Annotated in this window: 16 protein-coding genes; 13 read left to right on the top strand and 3 right to left on the bottom strand. The window is 64.3% G+C overall.

What is annotated here, in order from left to right:
- Positions 1 to 13 precede the first annotated feature (13 nt).
- Positions 14 to 250: a hypothetical protein gene (locus HDG39_RS06315; RefSeq protein WP_184004113.1), complete on the bottom strand. Its 237-nt coding sequence runs from the start codon at positions 248 to 250 to the stop codon at positions 14 to 16.
- A gap of 216 nt (positions 251 to 466) precedes the next feature.
- Here HDG39_RS06315 and der point away from each other — a divergent pair, with 216 nt between their 5' ends.
- The 10 genes from der (at position 467) to HDG39_RS06265 (ending at position 11,748) form a co-directional block, all read left to right on the top strand.
- Positions 467 to 1,804 (top strand): ribosome biogenesis GTPase Der, encoded by a 1,338-nt coding sequence (gene der, locus HDG39_RS06310; RefSeq protein ID WP_184004111.1) that lies wholly within the window; start codon positions 467 to 469, stop codon positions 1,802 to 1,804.
- A 175-nt stretch (positions 1,805 to 1,979) separates the two neighbouring features.
- Positions 1,980 to 2,216 carry an RNA chaperone Hfq gene (gene hfq / locus HDG39_RS06305; RefSeq protein WP_006051315.1) on the top strand — a complete coding sequence of 79 codons (237 nt, stop codon included), beginning with the start codon at positions 1,980 to 1,982 and terminating at the stop codon, positions 2,214 to 2,216.
- Positions 2,217 to 2,246: 30 nt separating this feature from the next.
- Positions 2,247 to 3,461, top strand: a complete 1,215-nt coding sequence (gene hflX / locus HDG39_RS06300) for a GTPase HflX (RefSeq protein WP_409259150.1) — start codon at positions 2,247 to 2,249, stop codon at positions 3,459 to 3,461.
- Positions 3,462 to 3,510: 49 nt separating this feature from the next.
- Positions 3,511 to 4,914, top strand: coding sequence for an FtsH protease activity modulator HflK (hflK, locus tag HDG39_RS06295; RefSeq protein WP_184004107.1), 1,404 nt, complete (start codon positions 3,511 to 3,513; stop codon positions 4,912 to 4,914).
- A 15-nt stretch (positions 4,915 to 4,929) separates the two neighbouring features.
- Positions 4,930 to 5,835 (top strand): protease modulator HflC, encoded by a 906-nt coding sequence (gene hflC, locus HDG39_RS06290; RefSeq protein WP_184004105.1) that lies wholly within the window; start codon positions 4,930 to 4,932, stop codon positions 5,833 to 5,835.
- A gap of 43 nt (positions 5,836 to 5,878) precedes the next feature.
- Positions 5,879 to 6,070: a DUF2065 domain-containing protein gene (locus HDG39_RS06285; RefSeq protein ID WP_013089773.1), complete on the top strand. Its 192-nt coding sequence runs from the start codon at positions 5,879 to 5,881 to the stop codon at positions 6,068 to 6,070.
- Between the two features lie 217 nt (positions 6,071 to 6,287).
- Entirely contained in the window at positions 6,288 to 7,439 is a 1,152-nt protein-coding gene (locus tag HDG39_RS06280; protein ID WP_184004103.1) for an ATP phosphoribosyltransferase regulatory subunit, read from the top strand.
- Between the two features lie 220 nt (positions 7,440 to 7,659).
- Entirely contained in the window at positions 7,660 to 9,006 is a 1,347-nt protein-coding gene (locus tag HDG39_RS06275; protein ID WP_184004101.1) for an adenylosuccinate synthase, read from the top strand.
- A gap of 18 nt (positions 9,007 to 9,024) precedes the next feature.
- Positions 9,025 to 9,597 (top strand): phosphoribosyltransferase, encoded by a 573-nt coding sequence (locus HDG39_RS06270; RefSeq protein ID WP_184004099.1) that lies wholly within the window; start codon positions 9,025 to 9,027, stop codon positions 9,595 to 9,597.
- A 264-nt stretch (positions 9,598 to 9,861) separates the two neighbouring features.
- Positions 9,862 to 11,748, top strand: a complete 1,887-nt coding sequence (locus HDG39_RS06265; RefSeq protein WP_184004097.1) for a potassium transporter Kup — start codon at positions 9,862 to 9,864, stop codon at positions 11,746 to 11,748.
- 149 nt (positions 11,749 to 11,897) lie between these two features.
- Here HDG39_RS06265 and HDG39_RS06260 read toward each other — a convergent pair whose 3' ends face one another.
- Entirely contained in the window at positions 11,898 to 14,252 is a 2,355-nt protein-coding gene (locus tag HDG39_RS06260) for a Tex family protein (protein ID WP_184004095.1), read from the bottom strand.
- Between the two features lie 318 nt (positions 14,253 to 14,570).
- On the opposite strand from HDG39_RS06260, the gene HDG39_RS06255 reads away from it, so the two are divergent.
- The 3 genes from HDG39_RS06255 (at position 14,571) to yoaA (ending at position 18,212) form a co-directional block, all read left to right on the top strand.
- Positions 14,571 to 15,518 (top strand): coiled-coil domain-containing protein, encoded by a 948-nt coding sequence (locus tag HDG39_RS06255; RefSeq protein WP_311665104.1) that lies wholly within the window; start codon positions 14,571 to 14,573, stop codon positions 15,516 to 15,518.
- A gap of 147 nt (positions 15,519 to 15,665) precedes the next feature.
- Positions 15,666 to 15,884 carry a DUF465 domain-containing protein gene (locus HDG39_RS06250; protein ID WP_013089766.1) on the top strand — a complete coding sequence of 73 codons (219 nt, stop codon included), beginning with the start codon at positions 15,666 to 15,668 and terminating at the stop codon, positions 15,882 to 15,884.
- Positions 15,885 to 15,947: 63 nt separating this feature from the next.
- The gene (gene yoaA / locus HDG39_RS06245) at positions 15,948 to 18,212 is read left to right on the top strand and encodes a DNA repair helicase YoaA (protein WP_184004091.1); all 2,265 of its coding nucleotides are present in this window, start codon (positions 15,948 to 15,950) and stop codon (positions 18,210 to 18,212) included.
- A 189-nt stretch (positions 18,213 to 18,401) separates the two neighbouring features.
- Here yoaA and HDG39_RS34895 read toward each other — a convergent pair whose 3' ends face one another.
- Positions 18,402 to 18,671: a hypothetical protein gene (locus HDG39_RS34895; RefSeq protein ID WP_260327543.1), complete on the bottom strand. Its 270-nt coding sequence runs from the start codon at positions 18,669 to 18,671 to the stop codon at positions 18,402 to 18,404.
- Between the last annotated feature and the right edge of the window lie 20 nt (positions 18,672 to 18,691).

Genomic DNA, 18,691 nt, shown 5'->3' with positions numbered 1-18,691 from the left:
GTTGTAGATGATGTCAGGCGTGCAGGCCGGCTTCGCCGGCCGCGCGCTTTTTAATTGAGGTCTGCGCCGGCTTTGGCGTGCGGCTCCTACGTCGGGTTGCCACGCTGCCCGTCGCGTGATCGGGCAGGCTCAATAAAAAATCGCCGGATGGGCTGGTCCGGCAAGTCGGATCGAGGCTGTGGCCGCCGACATGCAAGGCGGCGCGTGCGCTTCGTCGGCGGCCTTGCAAATTAAAGACGCCCTCGAACACGAGCGCGTCAGCCGTCGAGCAGCCCGGTCTGAAGCAGGCGCCCCCCGGCGGCGTCTGTGAAGCCCACGCCCGTCTGCCTGGATGTGCATATCGATCGCGCATCCGGAGCAGACTGAATTCGTGATAATTTCGTCACAACGCCACCCGTGGCGGCCGCCTGGCGTCGCTACGCGCGCGATCGGTTGCGATCCCGCGTTTCACCGTGAACAACATCAGATGAAACCCGTTATTGCCCTCGTTGGGCGCCCCAATGTGGGGAAATCCACGCTGTTCAACCGCCTTACGCGTTCGCGTGACGCGCTGGTTGCCGACCTGCCCGGTCTCACGCGCGATCGCCATTACGGCGAAGGACGCGCCGGCGAGCGGCCGTATCTGGTCGTCGACACCGGCGGCTTCGAGCCGGTCGCGAAAGACGGCATCCTGCACGAGATGGCACGCCAGACCCGCCAGGCGGTCGAGGAGTCGGACGTCGTCGTGTTCATCGTCGATGGCCGCAACGGTCTCGCGCCGCAGGATAAGTCGATCGCCGACTATCTGCGCAAGGTCGGCCGGCCGATCTTCCTCGTCGTGAACAAGGCCGAGGGCATGAAGTACGCTAACGTCGCGGCCGACTTCTACGAACTCGGTCTCGGCGATCCGCGCGCGATTTCGGCCGCGCACGGCGACGGCGTCACCGACATGATCAACGAGGCGCTCGAAGTCGCGTATGGCGGTCAGCCCGAAGAGAGCGAGGAAGACAAGGAAGCGCGCGGCGTGAAGATCGCCATCGTCGGCCGGCCGAACGTCGGCAAATCGACGCTGATCAATGCGCTGGTCGGCGAAGAGCGCGTGATCGCGTTCGACATGCCCGGCACTACGCGCGACTCGATCTACGTCGATTTCGAGCGCAACGGCAAGCCGTATACGCTGATCGACACGGCCGGCCTGCGCCGCCGCGGCAAGGTGTTCGAGGCGATCGAAAAGTTCTCGGTCGTGAAGACGCTGCAGTCGATCTCCGATGCGAACGTCGTGATCCTGCTGCTCGACGCGCGTCAGGACATCTCGGATCAGGATGCGCACATTGCTGGCTTCGTCGTCGAGCAGGGCCGCGCGCTGGTGGTTGGCGTGAACAAATGGGACGGTCTCGATCCGCATGTGCGCGAGCGCACCAAAGCCGACCTTGAACGCAAACTAAAATTTCTGGACTTCGCCAAATTCCATTTCATTTCCGCCGCGGAAAAAACCGGAATCGGGCCGCTGATGCGTTCGGTCGACGACGCGTACACGGCCGCGATGTCGAAGCTGCCGACGCCGAAGCTGACGCGCGCGCTGATTGAGGCGGTCGAATTTCAGCAGCCGCGCCGTCGCGGTCCGGTGCGTCCGAAGCTGCGTTACGCACACCAGGGCGGGCAGAATCCGCCGATTATCGTAATTCACGGCAATGCGCTCGACGCGATCACCGACACGTATAAGCGGTACCTCGAAAATCGCTTCCGGGAAACTTTCAAGCTGACGGGGACTCCATTGCGAATAGAGTTCAGATCGTCGACGAACCCTTACGCGGACAAAGGCTGAAGCAAGCTGAAGCTGGTCTTAAACCTGGGCTGAAACCCGCGTGTATGCTGGGTTTGGCCGGGGGTCCCGGGCCCGCGCGTCGAAATGAAAATCAGCTATAGTGTAGCGGTTGGCGGCGGATCTCTTTTTCTTCGCCGTCAATTCAGTCAACCTGCAAAAAAATACGGAGTTTGCTATGAGCAACAAAGGGCAATTGTTACAAGACCCGTTTTTGAACGCACTGCGTAAAGAGCATGTGCCGGTGTCGATCTACCTGGTCAACGGCATCAAGCTTCAAGGGAACATCGAATCGTTCGACCAGTACGTCGTGTTGCTCCGGAATACGGTCACCCAGATGGTCTACAAGCACGCCATTTCGACGGTCGTGCCTGCCCGTCCGGTGAATTTCCACCCGGATTCCGAACAGTCCTAACCCTCGCCGCGGCCGGCACATCGTCGCCCGTTGGCGATCATTCCCGGCCGCGTCATTTTGATATCCTCCAATTTGATCAATGCAGCGCTCGTTGGCATCGACTTCGGCAAGATCGATTTCGAAGCCAGTCTCGAAGAACTCAGCCTGCTCGCGCAAAGCGCGGGCGCGAACCCCCTGGTCACCCTCACCGGACGCCGTTCCAGTCCCGACGCGAAGATGTTCGTCGGCAGCGGCAAGGCCGAAGAATTGCGCCTTGCGTGCGAAGCAAACGACATCGAGCTCGTGATCTTCAACCATGCTCTGGCGCCTGCGCAGCAGCGCAATCTGGAGCGGGCGCTTAATCGGCGCGTGGTCGATCGCACCAGTCTGATCCTCGACATTTTCGCGCAGCGCGCGCGCAGCCACGAAGGCAAGCTGCAGGTCGAGCTCGCGCAGCTGCAATATCTGTCGACTCGGCTGATTCGCGCGTGGACCCACCTCGAACGTCAGAAGGGCGGTATCGGATTGCGCGGTCCAGGCGAAACGCAGCTCGAAACCGACCGCCGGCTGATCGGCGAGCGCATCAAGGCGCTCAAGATCCGCCTCGACAAGCTGCGCCGCCAGCATGGCACGCAACGCCGGGCGCGTAATCGCAACCAGACGATTTCGGTGTCGCTCGTCGGCTACACGAACGCCGGCAAATCGACGCTCTTCAACGCGCTGACCAAGGCGCAGGCGTATGCCGCCGACCAGTTGTTCGCCACGCTCGATACCACCTCGCGGCGCGTGTATCTGGGCGACGAAGCGGGGCAGGTGGTGGTGTCTGATACCGTCGGTTTCATCCGCGAGCTGCCGCACCAGCTCGTCGCCGCGTTCCGCGCGACGCTTGAGGAAACCATTCACGCGGACCTGCTGCTGCATGTCGTCGATGCATCGAGCGCGGTGCGGCTCGACCAGATCGATCAGGTCAACGAGGTGTTGCACGCGATCGGCGCGGACACGATCCGTCAGGTGCTCGTGTTCAACAAGATCGACGCGGTGCCAGAGCTGGCAGCCCGTGGCGACGCGGTCGAGCGGGACGAGTATGGTAATATTTCGCGCGTCTTTTTGAGCGCGCGCACCGGGCAGGGGCTGGATGCGTTGCGCGCTGCCATCGCTGAAATCGCTACAGCCGAACCGCTTGCCGACATGCCGCTCGGTGCGTCGCAAGATGACCGCGCGGCGCAACTGCGCGACGACCGCAAGATTCCAGAACTCGGGCACTGACCCGTTCCAATTGCACTGACCCGCTGTCTACTCTGGTGAACGAACACAGGTGAATGATTACAACGAGCGGAGTATCTGGCTGCGTATGCGCGCCTTGCTTTCACTGAACGATCCGCGTTGGGGCCGGGGCGACGGCAACGGCGACCGGCAACGGCCGAACGATCCGAAGCGACCGGCACGCGACGGTGAAGGTCCGCCCGATCTCGACGAAATGTGGCGCGATTTCAATCGCCGTCTGTCCGGGATTTTCGGGCGCAGGGGCGGCGGTGTCGGCGGTGGCCGTCCGGACAACGGCCGTGGCGCGCGCATCGGCGTCGGCATCGTGATCGGCGTGCTGATCGCAATCTATCTCGGCAGCGGCGTGTTCGTCGTGCAGGATGGCCAGGCGGCCGTCGTGCTGCAGTTCGGCAAGTATCGCTATACCGCGGCGCAGGGCGTGCACTGGCGTCTGCCGTATCCGTTCGAGTCCCACGAGTTCGTCAATGTCGGGCAGATCCGCCAGGTCGAGATCGGCCGTAGCAATGTGGTGCGTCTCGCGAACGTGAAGGACGCGTCAATGCTCACGCACGACGGCGACATCGTCGACGTGCGCTTCGCCGTGCAGTACCAGGTGCGCAAGCCCAACGACTTTCTGTTTCGCAGCGTCGATCCCGATCAGAGCGTGATGCATGCCGCGCAGGCGGCGGTGCGCGGCATCGTCGGCGCGCAGAGCACTAGCGATATCCTCGATCAGGATCACGAAACTTTGCGCCAGCAGCTGATTGCGGCGATCCAGCAATCGCTCGATCAGTACCAGTCCGGTCTGGCAGTGACGGGCGTGACGATCCAGAGCGTGCAGGTGCCCGAGCAGGTGCAACCGGCGTTCGCCGACGCTGCGAAGGTTCACGACGAAAACGAACGCGCGAAACGCGATGCGCAGGCTTATGCGGCCGATCTCCTGCCGCGCGCGCAGGCCGACGTCGATCGTCAGGTCCAGCAAGCCAAAACCTATAGCCAGACCACGGTCGCGCAGGCACAGGCCGAGGCCGAGCGCTTCAAGCAGGTCTACGCCCAATACGCGCAGGCGCCGGCCGTCGTGCGCTTCCGCCTGTATATGGAAACCATGCAGCAGATTTACGCGAACGCGACCAAGGTGTTCGTCGACGCGAAGAACGGCAACAACGTTCTGTATCTGCCGCTCGACAGGCTCGTCGAGCAGAACCGCGAACGCCAGGCCGCGGCGGCGGGCGCCGCCGCTTCGGGTCCTGCTGTCGCGGGCGCGCCGCAAGCGGCGAGTGCGGCCGCACCGTCGGCCGCGTCAACCGCCGAAACCGGTGCCGCGGCAGGCTCCGCCGCCGATGGCGCATCTGGACCCGCCGCTTCCGCGCCTGCGCCAGCGAGCCGGCCGAGCGCCGCGTCGCTGCGCTCGCGCGATGCGTTCCGCAATCGCATGCGCGAAGACGACGTTCAATAAGGAGCGCACAAGAATATGAACCGAATCATTGCGCTCGTCGTCGCCGTCGTCATCGTGCTGTTCGCGGCATCGTCGATGGTGTTCGTCGTCGATCAACGGCATATGGCCGTGCTGTCCGCGCGCGGCGACGCGACGCCCACGCTGCTCGGCCCGGGACTGCACGTGAAGCTGCCGCCGCCGCTGCAAACGGTCGCGCTCGTCGACAATCGCATCCAGTCGCTCGACGCACCCGACGAAGATCATTACGTCACGTCCGACAAAACCGATCTGCTGGTCAACCCGGTCATCAAGTTCCGCGTGACCGATCCGCTGAAGCTGATCGCCGAAACGAAGGGTGATCCGGAGAGTCTGCCCGACCGGCTCGCGCTGCTGTCGCGCGGCGCGCTCGGCGACGCGTTCGGCAAGTTCACGCTGTCCGACGCGCTCGCCAAACAACCGGCGGTCGCCGAAGAGGCCCGCGGTGCGATGGACAAGGGCGCGGCATCGCTCGGCGTATCGGTCGTGGATGTGCAACTCACGCGCGTCGATTTCCCGGCCGCGGTGGCCGACTCGGTATTCAAGCGCATGATCGCCGCGCGCAAGCAGGTCGCGGCGGACGAGCGAGCGAAGGGCGCCGCCGAAGCGAACCAGATCCGCGCGGACGCGCTCGCGAAGCAGCAGGCGGTGCTCGCCGACGGCCTCGCGCAGGCGCAGGGCATTCGCGGCGAAGGCGATGCAAAGGCCGCGGAGATCGCTGCCGAAGCGTTCGGCAAGGATCCGCAGTTCTACCAGTTTTATCAAAGCATGCAGGCGTACCGGAAGACCTTCAAGCCGGGCGACCTGATCGTGGTCGACTCCAGTAGCGAGTTCTTCCGCTTCATGCGTAGCCCGACCGGCGGCGTCGCCCCGGACGCTTCCGCGCCTGCTGCGCGCAAACGCTGATTACCGAAGGCCGCGGCATCCGTATCGCGGCCGCTTCACTCGCATGGACATAGCTGGTTCGTTATTGCTCGCGATTGCGCTGATGCTGATTATCGAGGGGATGTTTCCGTTCGTTTTTCCGAGCGCCTGGCGCGACACGTTCCGTAAAATTGCGGAACGACCGCCGCATCAGATTCGTGTCGGTGGGCTCATCGTGATGTTGCTCGGGCTAGTTCTACTGTTCATCGCGACCTGAAGCCGGCTTGCTTGTCTCATGAACGCCGCGTATTGCGGCGCGTTATGCCGGCCCGAGCAAAACGCCTACTGACCGCTCAGGCCGCCGCGCGGCGCGCGCGTGCCGCGAAACGCCGCCCGAGCGTCTGTGTCAGCCGCCGGAATCAAGCCGCTATACGCCATTCACACTCATCATCGGCGTTTCAAGACGCCGTGTTCAACGCCGTAGGACTGTATCGATGTCGACCTGGTTGCTTCCTGAGAATATCGCCGACGTGCTGCCGTCGGAGGCCCGCAAGATCGAAGAATTGCGGCGTCATTTGCTGGACCGTTTCCGCTCGTACGGCTACGAGATGGTGATGCCGCCGCTGCTCGAATACCTCGAGTCGCTGCTGACGGGCGGTGGGCACGATCTGAATCTGCGCACCTTCAAGCTCGTCGATCAGCTGTCGGGCCGCACGCTCGGTCTGCGCGCCGACATCACGCCGCAGGTCGCGCGCATCGACGCGCATCTGCTGAACCGCCAGGGCGTCACGCGTCTTTGCTACGCGGGCAACGTCGCGCATACGCGGCCGCGTGGGCTGCATGCGACGCGCGAGCAGATCCAGATCGGCGCGGAAATCTACGGCCACGCGGGGCTCGAAGCGGACCTCGAAATCCAGCAGCTGATGCTCGACGCGCTGCGTCTCGCCGGCCTCGCGAAGGTGCGTCTGGACCTGTGTCACGCGGGCGTGCTGGCGGCGCTGATCGAAGCCGAGCCGGCCGCCGAGGAACTCGGCCAGGCGCTCTACGACGCGCTGGCCGGCAAGGACGTGCCGCGCCTCGTCGAGATGACCGCGCAATTCTCGCCGGTGATTCGCGACGCGCTGCGCGCGCTGCCGACGCTGTACGGCGACGCGTCGGTGCTCGAAGAAGCTCGCGCGCGTCTGCCGAATTCGCCTGCGATCGCCGGCGCGCTCGACGACCTCGCGTTCCTCGCGAGCCAGGTCGACGGCGCCGAAGTGATGATCGACCTCGCCGATCTGCGCGGCTACGCGTACCACAGCGGCGTGATGTTCTCCGCTTACGTGGACGGCGTGCCGAACGCGGTCGCGCGCGGCGGCCGTTACGACCACGTCGGTCAGGCCTATGGCCGCGCTCGCGCGGCAACCGGCTTTTCGCTGGATCTGCGCGAAGTCGCGCGGATCTCGCCGGTCGAAGCGCGCAGCAGTGCGATCCTCGCGCCGTGGCGGCACGACGAAGGCTTGCGCGTCGCGGTCGCGGCATTGCGCGACGGCGGTGAAGTGGTGATCCAGGCGCTGCCTGGCCACAAGCACGATCTCGATGAATTCGCGTTCGACCGAGTGCTGGTCGAGCGCAACGGCGCATGGGTGGTCGAACCGCGCGCTTGAGCCGCGCATTCCGATCGACACTGCTGGGGAAGCGTCCCCGGTGTTCGCCACAGGGCGGCCACGCAGCCGCTCGAACCGGGGGCGGTAGAGCGCAGACACGCGGCCGCGCATCCCTCGAAATACTCAACATAACGTGCATACCGTTGAGCGGAAACGGAAAAATTCCGGAAGCTTCCGCGAACCTAGGTAAAATACGTTTTTAACCAGCTTACGAAACAACATGTCTGCCAGCGCAGTGAATGTGAACCCCGGGCGCAACGTCGTCGTCGTGGGTACCCAATGGGGTGATGAAGGCAAGGGCAAGATCGTCGACTGGCTGACGGACCACGCTCAGGGCGTCGTTCGCTTCCAGGGCGGTCACAATGCCGGTCACACGCTTATCATCGGCGGCAAGAAAACCATCTTGCGTCTGATTCCGTCGGGCATCATGCATCCCGGCGTCGCGTGCTATATCGGCAATGGCGTCGTGTTGTCGCCGGAAGCGCTGTTCAAGGAAATCGGCGAACTCGAAGCCGCCGGCATCGACGTTCAGAAACGCCTGTTCATTTCCGAAGCCACCACACTGATCCTGCCGTATCACATCGCGATCGACCAGGGCCGCGAAGCGCGCCGTGGCGCGAGCAAGATCGGCACGACCGGCCGCGGCATCGGCCCGGCCTATGAGGACAAGGTAGCGCGCCGTGGCCTGCGCGTGCAGGACCTGTTCGACGCGCAAGCCTTCGCCGAGCGTCTGCGCGAAAACCTCGACTATCACAACTTCGTGCTCACGCAGTACCTTGGCGTCGCCGCGGTCGACTTCCAGCAAACGCTCGACACGATGCTGGGCTACGCCGACCGTCTGAAGCCGATGGTCACCGACGTGTCGCGCCGTCTGTACGACGTCAACGCGAACGGCGGCAATCTGCTGTTCGAAGGCGCGCAGGGCACGCTGCTCGACATCGACCACGGCACCTATCCGTTCGTCACGTCGAGCAACTGCGTCGCGGGTGCCGCCACGGCAGGCGCGGGCGTCGGTCCACAAAAGCTCAACTACATCCTCGGCATCACGAAGGCGTATTGCACGCGCGTCGGTTCGGGCCCGTTCCCGAGCGAGCTCTACGATGCGGACAACGCGTCACGCCAGGAGCCAATCGGCCTCGAACTCGCTACCGTCGGCAAGGAATTCGGCTCGGTCACCGGCCGTCCGCGCCGCACCGGCTGGCTCGACGTCGCGGCGCTGCGCCGCTCGATCCAGATCAACGGTGTGTCGGGTCTGTGCATGACCAAGCTCGACGTGCTCGACGGTCTCGACGAAGTGAAGCTGTGCATCGGCTATACGATCGACGGCCAGAACGTCGATCTGCTGCCGCGCGGCGCGACGGAAGTCGCGCGCTGCGAGCCGGTCTACGAAAGCTTCGCGGGCTGGAAAGAAAGCACGGTCGGCATCAAGGAGTGGGACAAGCTGCCCGCCAACGCGCGTGCGTATCTCACGCGCGTGCAGGAAGTCGCGGGTATTCCGATCGACATGGTCTCCACCGGTCCGGATCGCGACGAAACGATTCTGCGGCGTCATCCGTTCAAGGTCTAAGCGATGCAAGGTGTACCCATGATCGCGATGAAAGATCCGCGTAACGACGACAAGAACCTGTGGGTCGGCTGGGATGAATATCACCGGCTGATCGAGACGCTCGCGCTTGCCGTGCACGAATCGGGCTGGAAATTCGACAAGATCCTGTGCCTCGCGCGCGGCGGTCTGCGCGTCGGTGACCAGCTGTCGCGCATCTATGATCTGCCTCTGGCGATTCTGGCAACGAGCTCGTATCGCGAGGCGGCAGGCACGGAGCAGGGCGAACTCGACATCGCGCAATACATCACGATGACGCGCGGCGAACTGCACGGCAACGTGCTGCTCGTCGACGACCTCGTCGATTCGGGCGTCACGCTCGCGCGCGTGCAGCAGCATCTGAAGGAACGCTATCCGGCCATCACCGCGGTGCGCTCGGCCGTGCTGTGGTACAAGGGCTGCTCGAAGGTGAAGCCCGATTACCACGTGCAGTATCTGCCGACCAACCCGTGGATTCATCAGCCGTTCGAGGAGTGGGACACGGTGCGTCCGCATAACCTCGGCGCGTGGATCAAGCGCGGCATCGCCCAGGCCGATGAGGCGTCGGGCAATTGACGCGAAGCCGCGCGCCTCATGCTTTGTCGCATCGGATCTCGCGCGTCATCGCGGTGTCACAAAACGGAGCCCAGTCGGGCTCCGTTTTTTTTTATGCGTCACGCGCGGCGCCAGGACGTCCGCACCGCGACAGGCGCGTCCATATCGCAGTGCTACACTGCGCGGACATCCACGTGGCGTATCCACAACAAGCCGGGCGGTACCGGATGGGCAGTTTAAAATAGCGGTCGTTTTTTCCGCCCGGGAACGGATTTCCTCGCGTCCATGACAGATAACAATCACGTACACAAACAGCCACTGCCTTCCCTTGCGATCGCCGCGATCGGAGTGGTGTTCGGCGACATCGGTACGAGCCCGTTGTACGCGCTGAAGGAAGCCTTCAGTCCGTCGCACGGCATCCCGTTGACCGATCAGTCGATCCTTGGCGTTATTTCGCTGCTGTTCTGGGCGATCGTGATCGTGGTCGGCGTCAAGTACGTGCTGTTCGTGATGCGCGCCGACAACAACGGCGAGGGCGGCGTCCTCGCGCTGATGGCGCTGGCGATGCGCTCGGTCGATCAGAAATCGAAAATGGCCGGTCTTCTGATGATGCTCGGCATCTTCGGCGCCTGCATGTTTTACGGCGACGCAGTGATCACGCCGGCAATCTCGGTGATCTCGGCGGTCGAAGGTCTCGAAATCGCCGCGCCGCATCTGGCGCATCTGGTGATTCCGCTGACCGTCGTGATCCTGATCGTGCTGTTCTGGATCCAGCGGCACGGCACGGCCACGGTCGGCCGTCTGTTCGGGCCGATCATGACGCTTTGGTTCCTCGTGCTCGCCGTGCTCGGCCTGTGGCACATCATGCAGTCGCCGAATGTGATCCAGGCGCTCAATCCCTACTACGCGTACACGTTCATGGCCGCGCACGTGCTGCAGGCCTACGTGGTGCTCGGCTCGGTCGTGCTGGTGCTGACCGGCGCGGAGGCGCTGTACGCGGACATGGGCCACTTCGGCGCGCAGCCGATCCGCATGGCGTGGTACGTGCTCGTGATGCCTTCGCTCGTGCTGAATTACTTCGGCCAGGGCGCGCTACTGATGCACGACCCAAAGGCGATCGAAAATCCGTTCTTCCTGCTGGCGCCGGACTGGGCGTTGTTGCCGCTCGTCGTGCTTTCGACGGTCGCGACGGTGATCGCGTCGCAGGCGGTGATTTCGGGCGCGTACTCGCTGACGAGCCAGGCGATCCAGCTCGGCTACGTGCCACGCATGAAGGTCCTGCACACGTCCGAACTCGCGATCGGGCAGATCTATGTGCCGGTCGTGAACTGGTTGCTGCTGTTCATCATCCTGTGCATCGTGATCGCGTTCAAGAGTTCCGACAATCTGGCGGCCGCGTACGGTATCGCGGTGACGGCAACGATGGTGATCACGACGATCCTTGCCTGCGTGGTGATGGTGAAGGTGTGGAACTGGAACAAACTGCTCGTTGGGCTCATCATCGGCGTGTTCATGGTGGTCGACCTGGGCTTTTTCGGCGCGAACCTGCTGAAGGTCGAAGAGGGCGGCTGGTTGCCGCTGTGCATCGGGGGCCTGCTGTTCTTCCTGCTGATGACGTGGTTCAAGGGCAGGATGATCGTGAAGGAACGCACGGCCGCCGACGGTATTCCGCTGATGCCGTTCCTGCAAGGCCTGCTCGCGCATCCGCCGCATCGCGTGTCGGGCACTGCGATCTATCTGACCGGCAGCGATTCGCTGGTGCCGGTGAGCCTGCTGCACAATCTGAAACACAACAAGGTGCTGCACGAGCGCACGATCTTTCTGACCTTCGTCACGCGCGACATTCCATACGTGAAGGACGCCGATCGCGTGACCGTGAAGGACATGAACGGTGGGCTGTGGCTGGTGAAGGCAGCCTATGGCTTTAACGAAACGCCCGACGTGAAGGCGGTGTTGCTCGACGTCGGCCGCACGCACGACATGACCTTCGAATTGATGGACACGTCATTCTTCCTCGCGCGCGAAACGGTGGTGCCGACGCAATTGCCGGGCATGTCGGTATGGCGCGAGCGTGTGTTCGCGTGGATGCATCAGAACGCCGCGAAGCCGACCGACTTCTTCAGCATCCCGGCTAACCGGGTCGTGGAACTGGGAACGAAGATCGAGATTTGACGGCCCGCGCGTGACGTGCGGGAGCGCAAACAAAAAGCCCACGCAATGCGTGGGCTTTTTGTTCATGCGTGCGTGCAAGCGGTTGAGCGCGCGACGCAGTCATGTCACGGACCGGAGCACGTGCGACGACGTGCTCCGGTCCGTGACCCTCACTTCTGCCTGAGCTTCGCAAACGCAGCCGCCATCGCGCCGCCCGGCTCCGGTTCGCGCGAGCGTTGCGGCGCGCCGCGTGCCGCTCCGCCGCGATTGAAGCTGCCGCCCGGGCCACCGCGATCCTGCTGCGCACCACCGCTGCTGCGCGCGGCCGCGGCGCCGGGTTCGTCGTCGAGACGCATCGTCAGTGCGATACGCTGACGCTTCACGTCGACTTCGAGCACCTTGACCTTGACGATCTGACCGGCTTTCACGACCTCGTGCGGGTCCTTCACGAATTTCGTCGACATCGCCGACACGTGCACGAGGCCATCCTGATGCACACCGACGTCGATGAACGCGCCGAACGCCGCGACGTTCGTCACGACGCCTTCGAGCACCATGCCCGGGATCAGATCGCTGACCTTCTCGACACCTTCGCGGAACGTCGCGGTCTTGAACTCGGGACGCGGATCGCGGCCCGGCTTCTCGAGTTCCACCAGGATGTCGCGCACGGTTGGAAGACCGAAACGCTCGTCGACGAATTCGGTGGGTGACAGTCCGCGCAACGCGTCGCGATTGCCGAGCACTTCGCTGACCTGCTTACTGATCTTCGCGAGGATGCGCTGGACGACCGGATACGCTTCCGGGTGCACCGACGAACGGTCGAGCGGATTCTCGCCGTTATTGATGCGCAGGAAGCCGGCAGCCTGCTCGAAGGTCTTGTCGCCGAGACGCGGTACCTTGCGTAGATGCTCGCGCGACGGGAACGGCCCGTTCGCATCGCGATAGTCGACGATGTTGCGCGCGAGCGTTGCGTTTAAACCCGACACCCGCGCGAGCAGCGCGACCGACGCGGTGTTCGCATCGACGCCGACCGCGTTCACGCAGTCTTCGACGACCGCGTCGAGCGAGCGCGCGAGTTCGCGCTGGTTCACGTCGTGCTGATACTGGCCGACGCCGATCGCCTTCGGCTCGATCTTCACGAGCTCGGCGAGCGGGTCCTGCAGACGTCGTGCAATCGACACCGCGCCGCGCAGCGACACGTCCATGTCGGGGAATTCCTTCGCGGCGAGTTCGGACGCCGAGTACACCGATGCACCCGCTTCCGACACGACGATCTTCTGCAACTTCAGCTCCGGGTGGCGCGCGATCAGCTCGCTCGCGAGCTTGTCCGTCTCACGCGACGCGGTGCCGTTGCCGATGCTGATCAGCTCGGCCTGCGTCTGCGCGGCGATTCGCGCGAGCTTCGCGAGCGAGCCGTCCCAGTCGCGGCGCGGCTCGTGCGGGTAGATCGTGTCGGTCGCGAGCACCTTGCCGGTGCGGTCGACCACCGCCACCTTCACGCCGGTGCGCAAGCCCGGATCGAGACCGATCACGGCCTTCGGACCAGCCGGCGCCGCGAGCAGCAGGTCTTTCAGATTGCGCGCGAACACGCGGATCGCTTCGTGTTCGGCTTCGTCGCGCAGATTGGTCAGCAGCTCGTTTTCGAGGTGCGGCTGCACCTTCACGCGCCAGCACCAGCGGCACACGTCGGAGAGCCACTTGTCGGCGGGGCGGTTCTGATTGGCGATGCCGAAGTGCCGCGCGATCAGCGCTTCGCCCGGATGCGGCACCTGCGCGTCGAGCTCTTCGCCGAGGCCGAGCTTGATCATCAGCACGCCGGCATTGCGGCCGCGGAACAGCGCGAGCGCGCGATGCGAAGGCACCGTGCGGATCGTTTCGGCGTAGTCGTAGTAGTCGCGGAATTTCTCCTCTTCCGCGGTTTCCTTGCCTTCCACGACCTTCGACGACACCACGCCCTGGTTGAACAGATAGTCGCGCAGCTTGCCGAGCAGTTCGGCGGTCTCGCCGAATTGTTCGGAGAGGATGTCGCGCGCGCCGTCGAGCGCGGCCTTCACATCGGCGACGCCTTTGTCCGCGTCCACGTACGCCGCGGCTTCGGCTTGCGGATCGAGCAGCGGATTGCCGAGCAGCGCGTCGGCGAGCGGCTGCAAACCGGCTTCGCGCGCGATCTGCGCGCGCGTGCGGCGCTTCGGTTTGTATGGCAGATAGAGGTCTTCGAGCACCTGTTTGCTGTCGGCGCCTTCGATCGCGCCGCGCAGCTCGTCGGTGAGCTTGCCCTGTTCGTCGATGCTGGCGATGATCGCCGCGCGCCGGTCTTCGAGCTCGCGCAAATAGACCAGGCGTTCCTCGAGATTGCGCAGTTGCGTGTCGTCGAGATTGTCGGTCACTTCCTTGCGATAACGGGCGATGAACGGAACGGTCGCGCCTTCGTCGAGAAGTTCCACTGCGGCCGCGACCTGGCGCGGCTGGACGGACAGTTCGGTGGCGATGCGCTGGACGATCTTGAGTGCTACGGTTTCCGTCATAAGGTCTTGGTGTTCCTGCGGACTCAGTGATGGGCCGCGCGCGGGCGGCAAATCGGACAGGCCGGGCGTGCGCCGCGACCAGGTTGCTAGAGCGAGGCATTTTGCCATAAATGCCAAAGGGCTCAACCGCGGGGTGTTAGAATTTCGGGCATGTTCCGTTGACCCTCTACGACGTTGCCAATCTCCTTGTCCCTCAACCGCCTGGTCTCTTCGCTGGCGTCAGGTTCACTGCCGGGTTCACTGCCGGGTTCGTCTCAATTGCCGCTGGTTTCTTTGCGCTCGTTCGGTCGGTCGGCTTTAACGGCTGCCGCGTCGTGCGTGATCGCCGCAGCACTCGTCGTGCCGGTGTCGGCCGTGGCGCAAAGCGCGACGCCGGCGCAAGGTACGGCGCCCGTCGCGGCCTCGGGCCCGCAAGCCGCCGCAACCGCCGACGGCCCTCAAAGCGCAAGTGACGTAGCCGTGCTGGACAAGTCGTTCGACGAGCGGCAACAGGTGCTCAATCAGCGCACCGACGACAACAACTATCAATTCGCTGTCGCGCAACACGACTGCTACAGCCGCTTCTTCGTCAATCACTGTCTGAATCGCGCGCGCGACGCGATGCGCAGCGTGCAGGCGGACATCCGCAAGGAACAGCTCGCGCTCGACGCCGAGCAGCGTGCGCAGCGCGCCCGTGAACGCGACGAACGCACCGCGTTGCGGCGCGCGCAAAACGAGGCGGAAGCGCCGCAACGTGCCGCCGAAGACGCGCGCAACGAGCAGGCGTATCAGGAAAAGCAGCGTCAGCACGCGCTCGATCAGGCGCAGCACAACGCCGAGGCGCCGCAGCGCGAAGCCAATGCGCAGGCCTACGCGGAGAAGCAACGTCAGCACGCGCTCGATCAGGCGCAGCGCAACGCCGCGGCACCGCAGCACGAAGCCAACGCGCAGGCCTACGAGGAGAAGCAGCGCCAGCACGCGCTCGATCAGGCGCAGCGTGGTGTCACGCCTGCGCAGGCGGCGGCCAATCAGAAGGCCTACGACCAGAAGCAGAGCGACTACCAGCGCAAGCTCGAGGAAGCGCGTCGGCAGGGTGCGCAAAAGGCCGCGGAGCGCCAGCAGAAACAGGAGACTTTCGAGCGGAAGCAGGCCGAGGCCGCGCAGCACAAGCTCGATGTTGAAGCACGTCAAAAGCAGGCCGACGAGAAGGCCGAGCAGAAGCGTCAGGACGAGTTGAAGCAGCAACAGCTCGAAGAGCAGCAAAAGCAGCAACAAGAGCAACAGTAAGCGTGCTGTAGTGGCTGTGCCGTAGAGTAAGCCGTGGCGGTCGTGGCCAGGCCGCCGTAGTCGCCGTAATGCGTTTTGAGGCGGACAGCAACCTCAGGCATCGGACCGCGCGCACGCGGTTCGTGCCCCCGACCAGAGGAGGCGAGCATGCGTGATCGTCATCACGTCATCGACGCAAACACACTTCGCGACCGCATTCTGCAACTGGAATCGGAGCATAGTGGACTCGACCGGTTGATTGACCGGATGTCGGATGAACCCGGCATCGACGACTTCGAGTTGCAGCGCCTGAAAAAGCGCAAACTTAAAGTCAAGGACACCATCATCTTGCTGCAATTGCAGCTCGAACCGGACGCGCGCGCCTGAGTTCGCGGCCTGGCAGGCGCCGGGCGCGCAGCGCGCGAGCCGGACTTAGCAGGAACGCTTGCCTTGAATTCATCGCATGACACTTCATCCCGGGCCGCGCCGGACAACGCATCTGCTTCGGGCACGCCCGCGCCGCGCGCGGCAGCAGCGATGCCAGGTGTGTCGCTGAATCGGCGCCGCGCGAGCGAGCTCGACGACATCTTCGCCGACAACGGTCTGCTCGCACGGCAGATCGACGGTTATCGGCCGCGTGCGTCGCAGATCGAGATGGCGCGCGCGGTTGCCGCGGCGATGGAGGCGTCGGGCCGCGCGATGCCCGAGCCCGCGATGTTCGAGACGCAGAAGCGCCCGGCGCGGCGCCTGCTGCAGACCGGCGCTGAAGCCGTCTCTGAGTCGACCGGGGGCAACGCGCAAGCCGATGGCGTCGACGGTGGTGAGAATACGCTGATCGTAGAGGCGGGTACCGGCACCGGCAAGACCTATGCGTACCTCGTGCCAGCCATGCTGTGGGGCGGCAAGGTGATCGTCTCGACCGGCACCAAGCATCTGCAGGATCAGCTGTTCCAGCGCGACATTCCGACCGTGCGCGACGCGCTCGCGGTGCCGGTGTCGGTCGCGATGCTGAAAGGCCGCGCGAACTACCTGTGCCATTACTACCTGCAACGCACCGCGGACAACGGCCGTCTGCCGTCGCGCCAGGAGACCTCGTATCTGCAGGACATCGTGCGCTTCGCGAAGATCACGCGCACGGGCGACAAGGCCGAACTCGCGAGCGTGCCGGAAACGGCGCAGGTGTGGTCGATGGTCACGTCGACGCGCGACAACTGTCTCGGCCAGGAGTGTCCTCACTACAAGGACTGCTTCGTGATGCAGGCGCGCCGCGAAGCGCAGCAGGCCGATATCGTGGTGGTCAACCACCATCTGTTTTTCGCCGACATCATGCTGCGCGATACCGGCATGGCGGAGCTGCTGCCGACTGCGAATACGGTCATCTTCGACGAAGCGCACCAGCTGCCCGAAACCGCGACGCTGTTTTTTGGCGAGACGCTATCGACCGCGCAGTTTCTCGAACTCGCACGCGATTCGGTGGCCGAGGGCCTCGGTCACGCGCGCGATGCGGTCGATTGGGTCAAGCTCGGCGCGACGCTCGAGCGCGCCGCGCGCGATGTGCGGCTCGCGTTCAAGGAAGACTCGGTGCGTCTGTCGATCGGCCAACTGCCCGACGATCACCCGCTGTTCGCCGCGCTCAAGACGCTCGAGGCCGAACTCGACGCGTTGGCCTCGGCGTTGGCGGGGCAGGCCGAGCGAGCCGAATCGCTCGGCGCGTGTTTGCGTCGCGCGCGCGAGTTGCAGGACGTGCTAAGCGGCTGGACCACGCCACCCACGAGTGCAGAACGCGACGCGGTTGCGACCCGCGAGGGTGACGCCAGCGCAGAGCGCGCCGATCCGAACGAAAAGGTGCGCTGGATCGAGGTGTTCTCGCACACGGTGCAGCTGCACGAAACGCCGTTGTCGGTCGCGCCGATTTTCGCGAAGCAGCGCGCCGGCGTACCGCGCGCGTGGATCTTCACATCGGCGACGCTGTCGGTGCGCGGCGACTTCACGCACTATGCGGCGCAGATGGGCTTGAACTCGAAGCGCTCGATGACATTGCCGAGCCCATTCGACTATCCATCGCAAGGGCTTCTGTACGTACCGCGCAATCTGCCACAGCCGTCATCGCCGATGTTCACCGACGCCGTGTTCGATGCCGCATTGCCCGCGATCGAAGCCTCGGGCGGCGGCGTCTTCATGCTGTGCACGACGCTGCGCGCGGTGGATCGTATCTCGGCGAAGCTGCGCGACGCGATCGAGTCGCGCGGCTGGGACTATCCGCTGCTCGTGCAGGGCGATGCGAGCCGCACCGAACTGCTCGACCGCTTTCGCGCCTACGGCAATGCGATCCTGGTTGGCAGTCAGAGCTTCTGGGAAGGGGTGGACGTGCGCGGCGACGCGCTGTCGCTGGTAGTGATCGACAAGCTGCCGTTCGCACCGCCGGACGATCCCGTGCTGGCCGCGCGGCTCGACGCACTGACGAAGAAGGGCTTGAGCCCGTTCGCCGTGCATCAGCTGCCGCAGGCCGTCATCACGCTGAAGCAGGGCGCCGGCCGGCTGATTCGCGCGGAGACCGATCGTGGCGTGCTGATGATCTGCGATACACGTCTCGTCGATAAACCTTATGGCCGCCGCATCTGGCAGAGTCTGCCGCCGTTCAAGCGCACCCGCGAGATCGACGTCGTGCGTGAGTTCTTTGAGGAGAGCGCTGGGCCAGCGGCGCCGGTTCGATAGGGGATGTGTTCCACACATGCGACAAGCTCCGCAGCGGAAAGCGGCCCTGAATGACAAAACGCCACGAATGTGAATCCGTGGCGTTTTTCTTTTCCCGTTTGCGGCCCGCGCCGTTTCCGGCCAGCCTCCAAACGTTTCGTGCGCAGGCGCCGTAGCGGGAGAACTGCTACAGCGCCGAACCGTTGCGGCTTACTGGCTTGCGCCTGCTGCCGGCGATGCTGCTTCAGCCGGCGATGCTGCCATTGCCGGCGATGCAGCTTCGGCCGGCGATGCTGCTTCGGCCGGCGATGCTGCAACTGCCGGCGATGCTGCAACTGCCGGCGATGCTGCTTCAGCAGGCGATGCTGCCGCCGGTGCGGACGCAGCTTCCGACGGTGCAGCAGCCTGATCGTTGCTCTTGTTGCATGCAGCGAGTGCCACAACTGCCAACAGGGATGCTACGAGGAGGGATTTCTTCATGATCACGTCCTTTTATGGTT

The organism is Paraburkholderia lebeckiae (assembly GCF_014201005.1).
GTDB lineage: Bacteria > Pseudomonadota > Gammaproteobacteria > Burkholderiales > Burkholderiaceae > Paraburkholderia > Paraburkholderia tuberum.
Note: the sequence above shows the minus strand (reverse complement) of the source record. Positions and strands in the feature narration are given on the sequence as shown.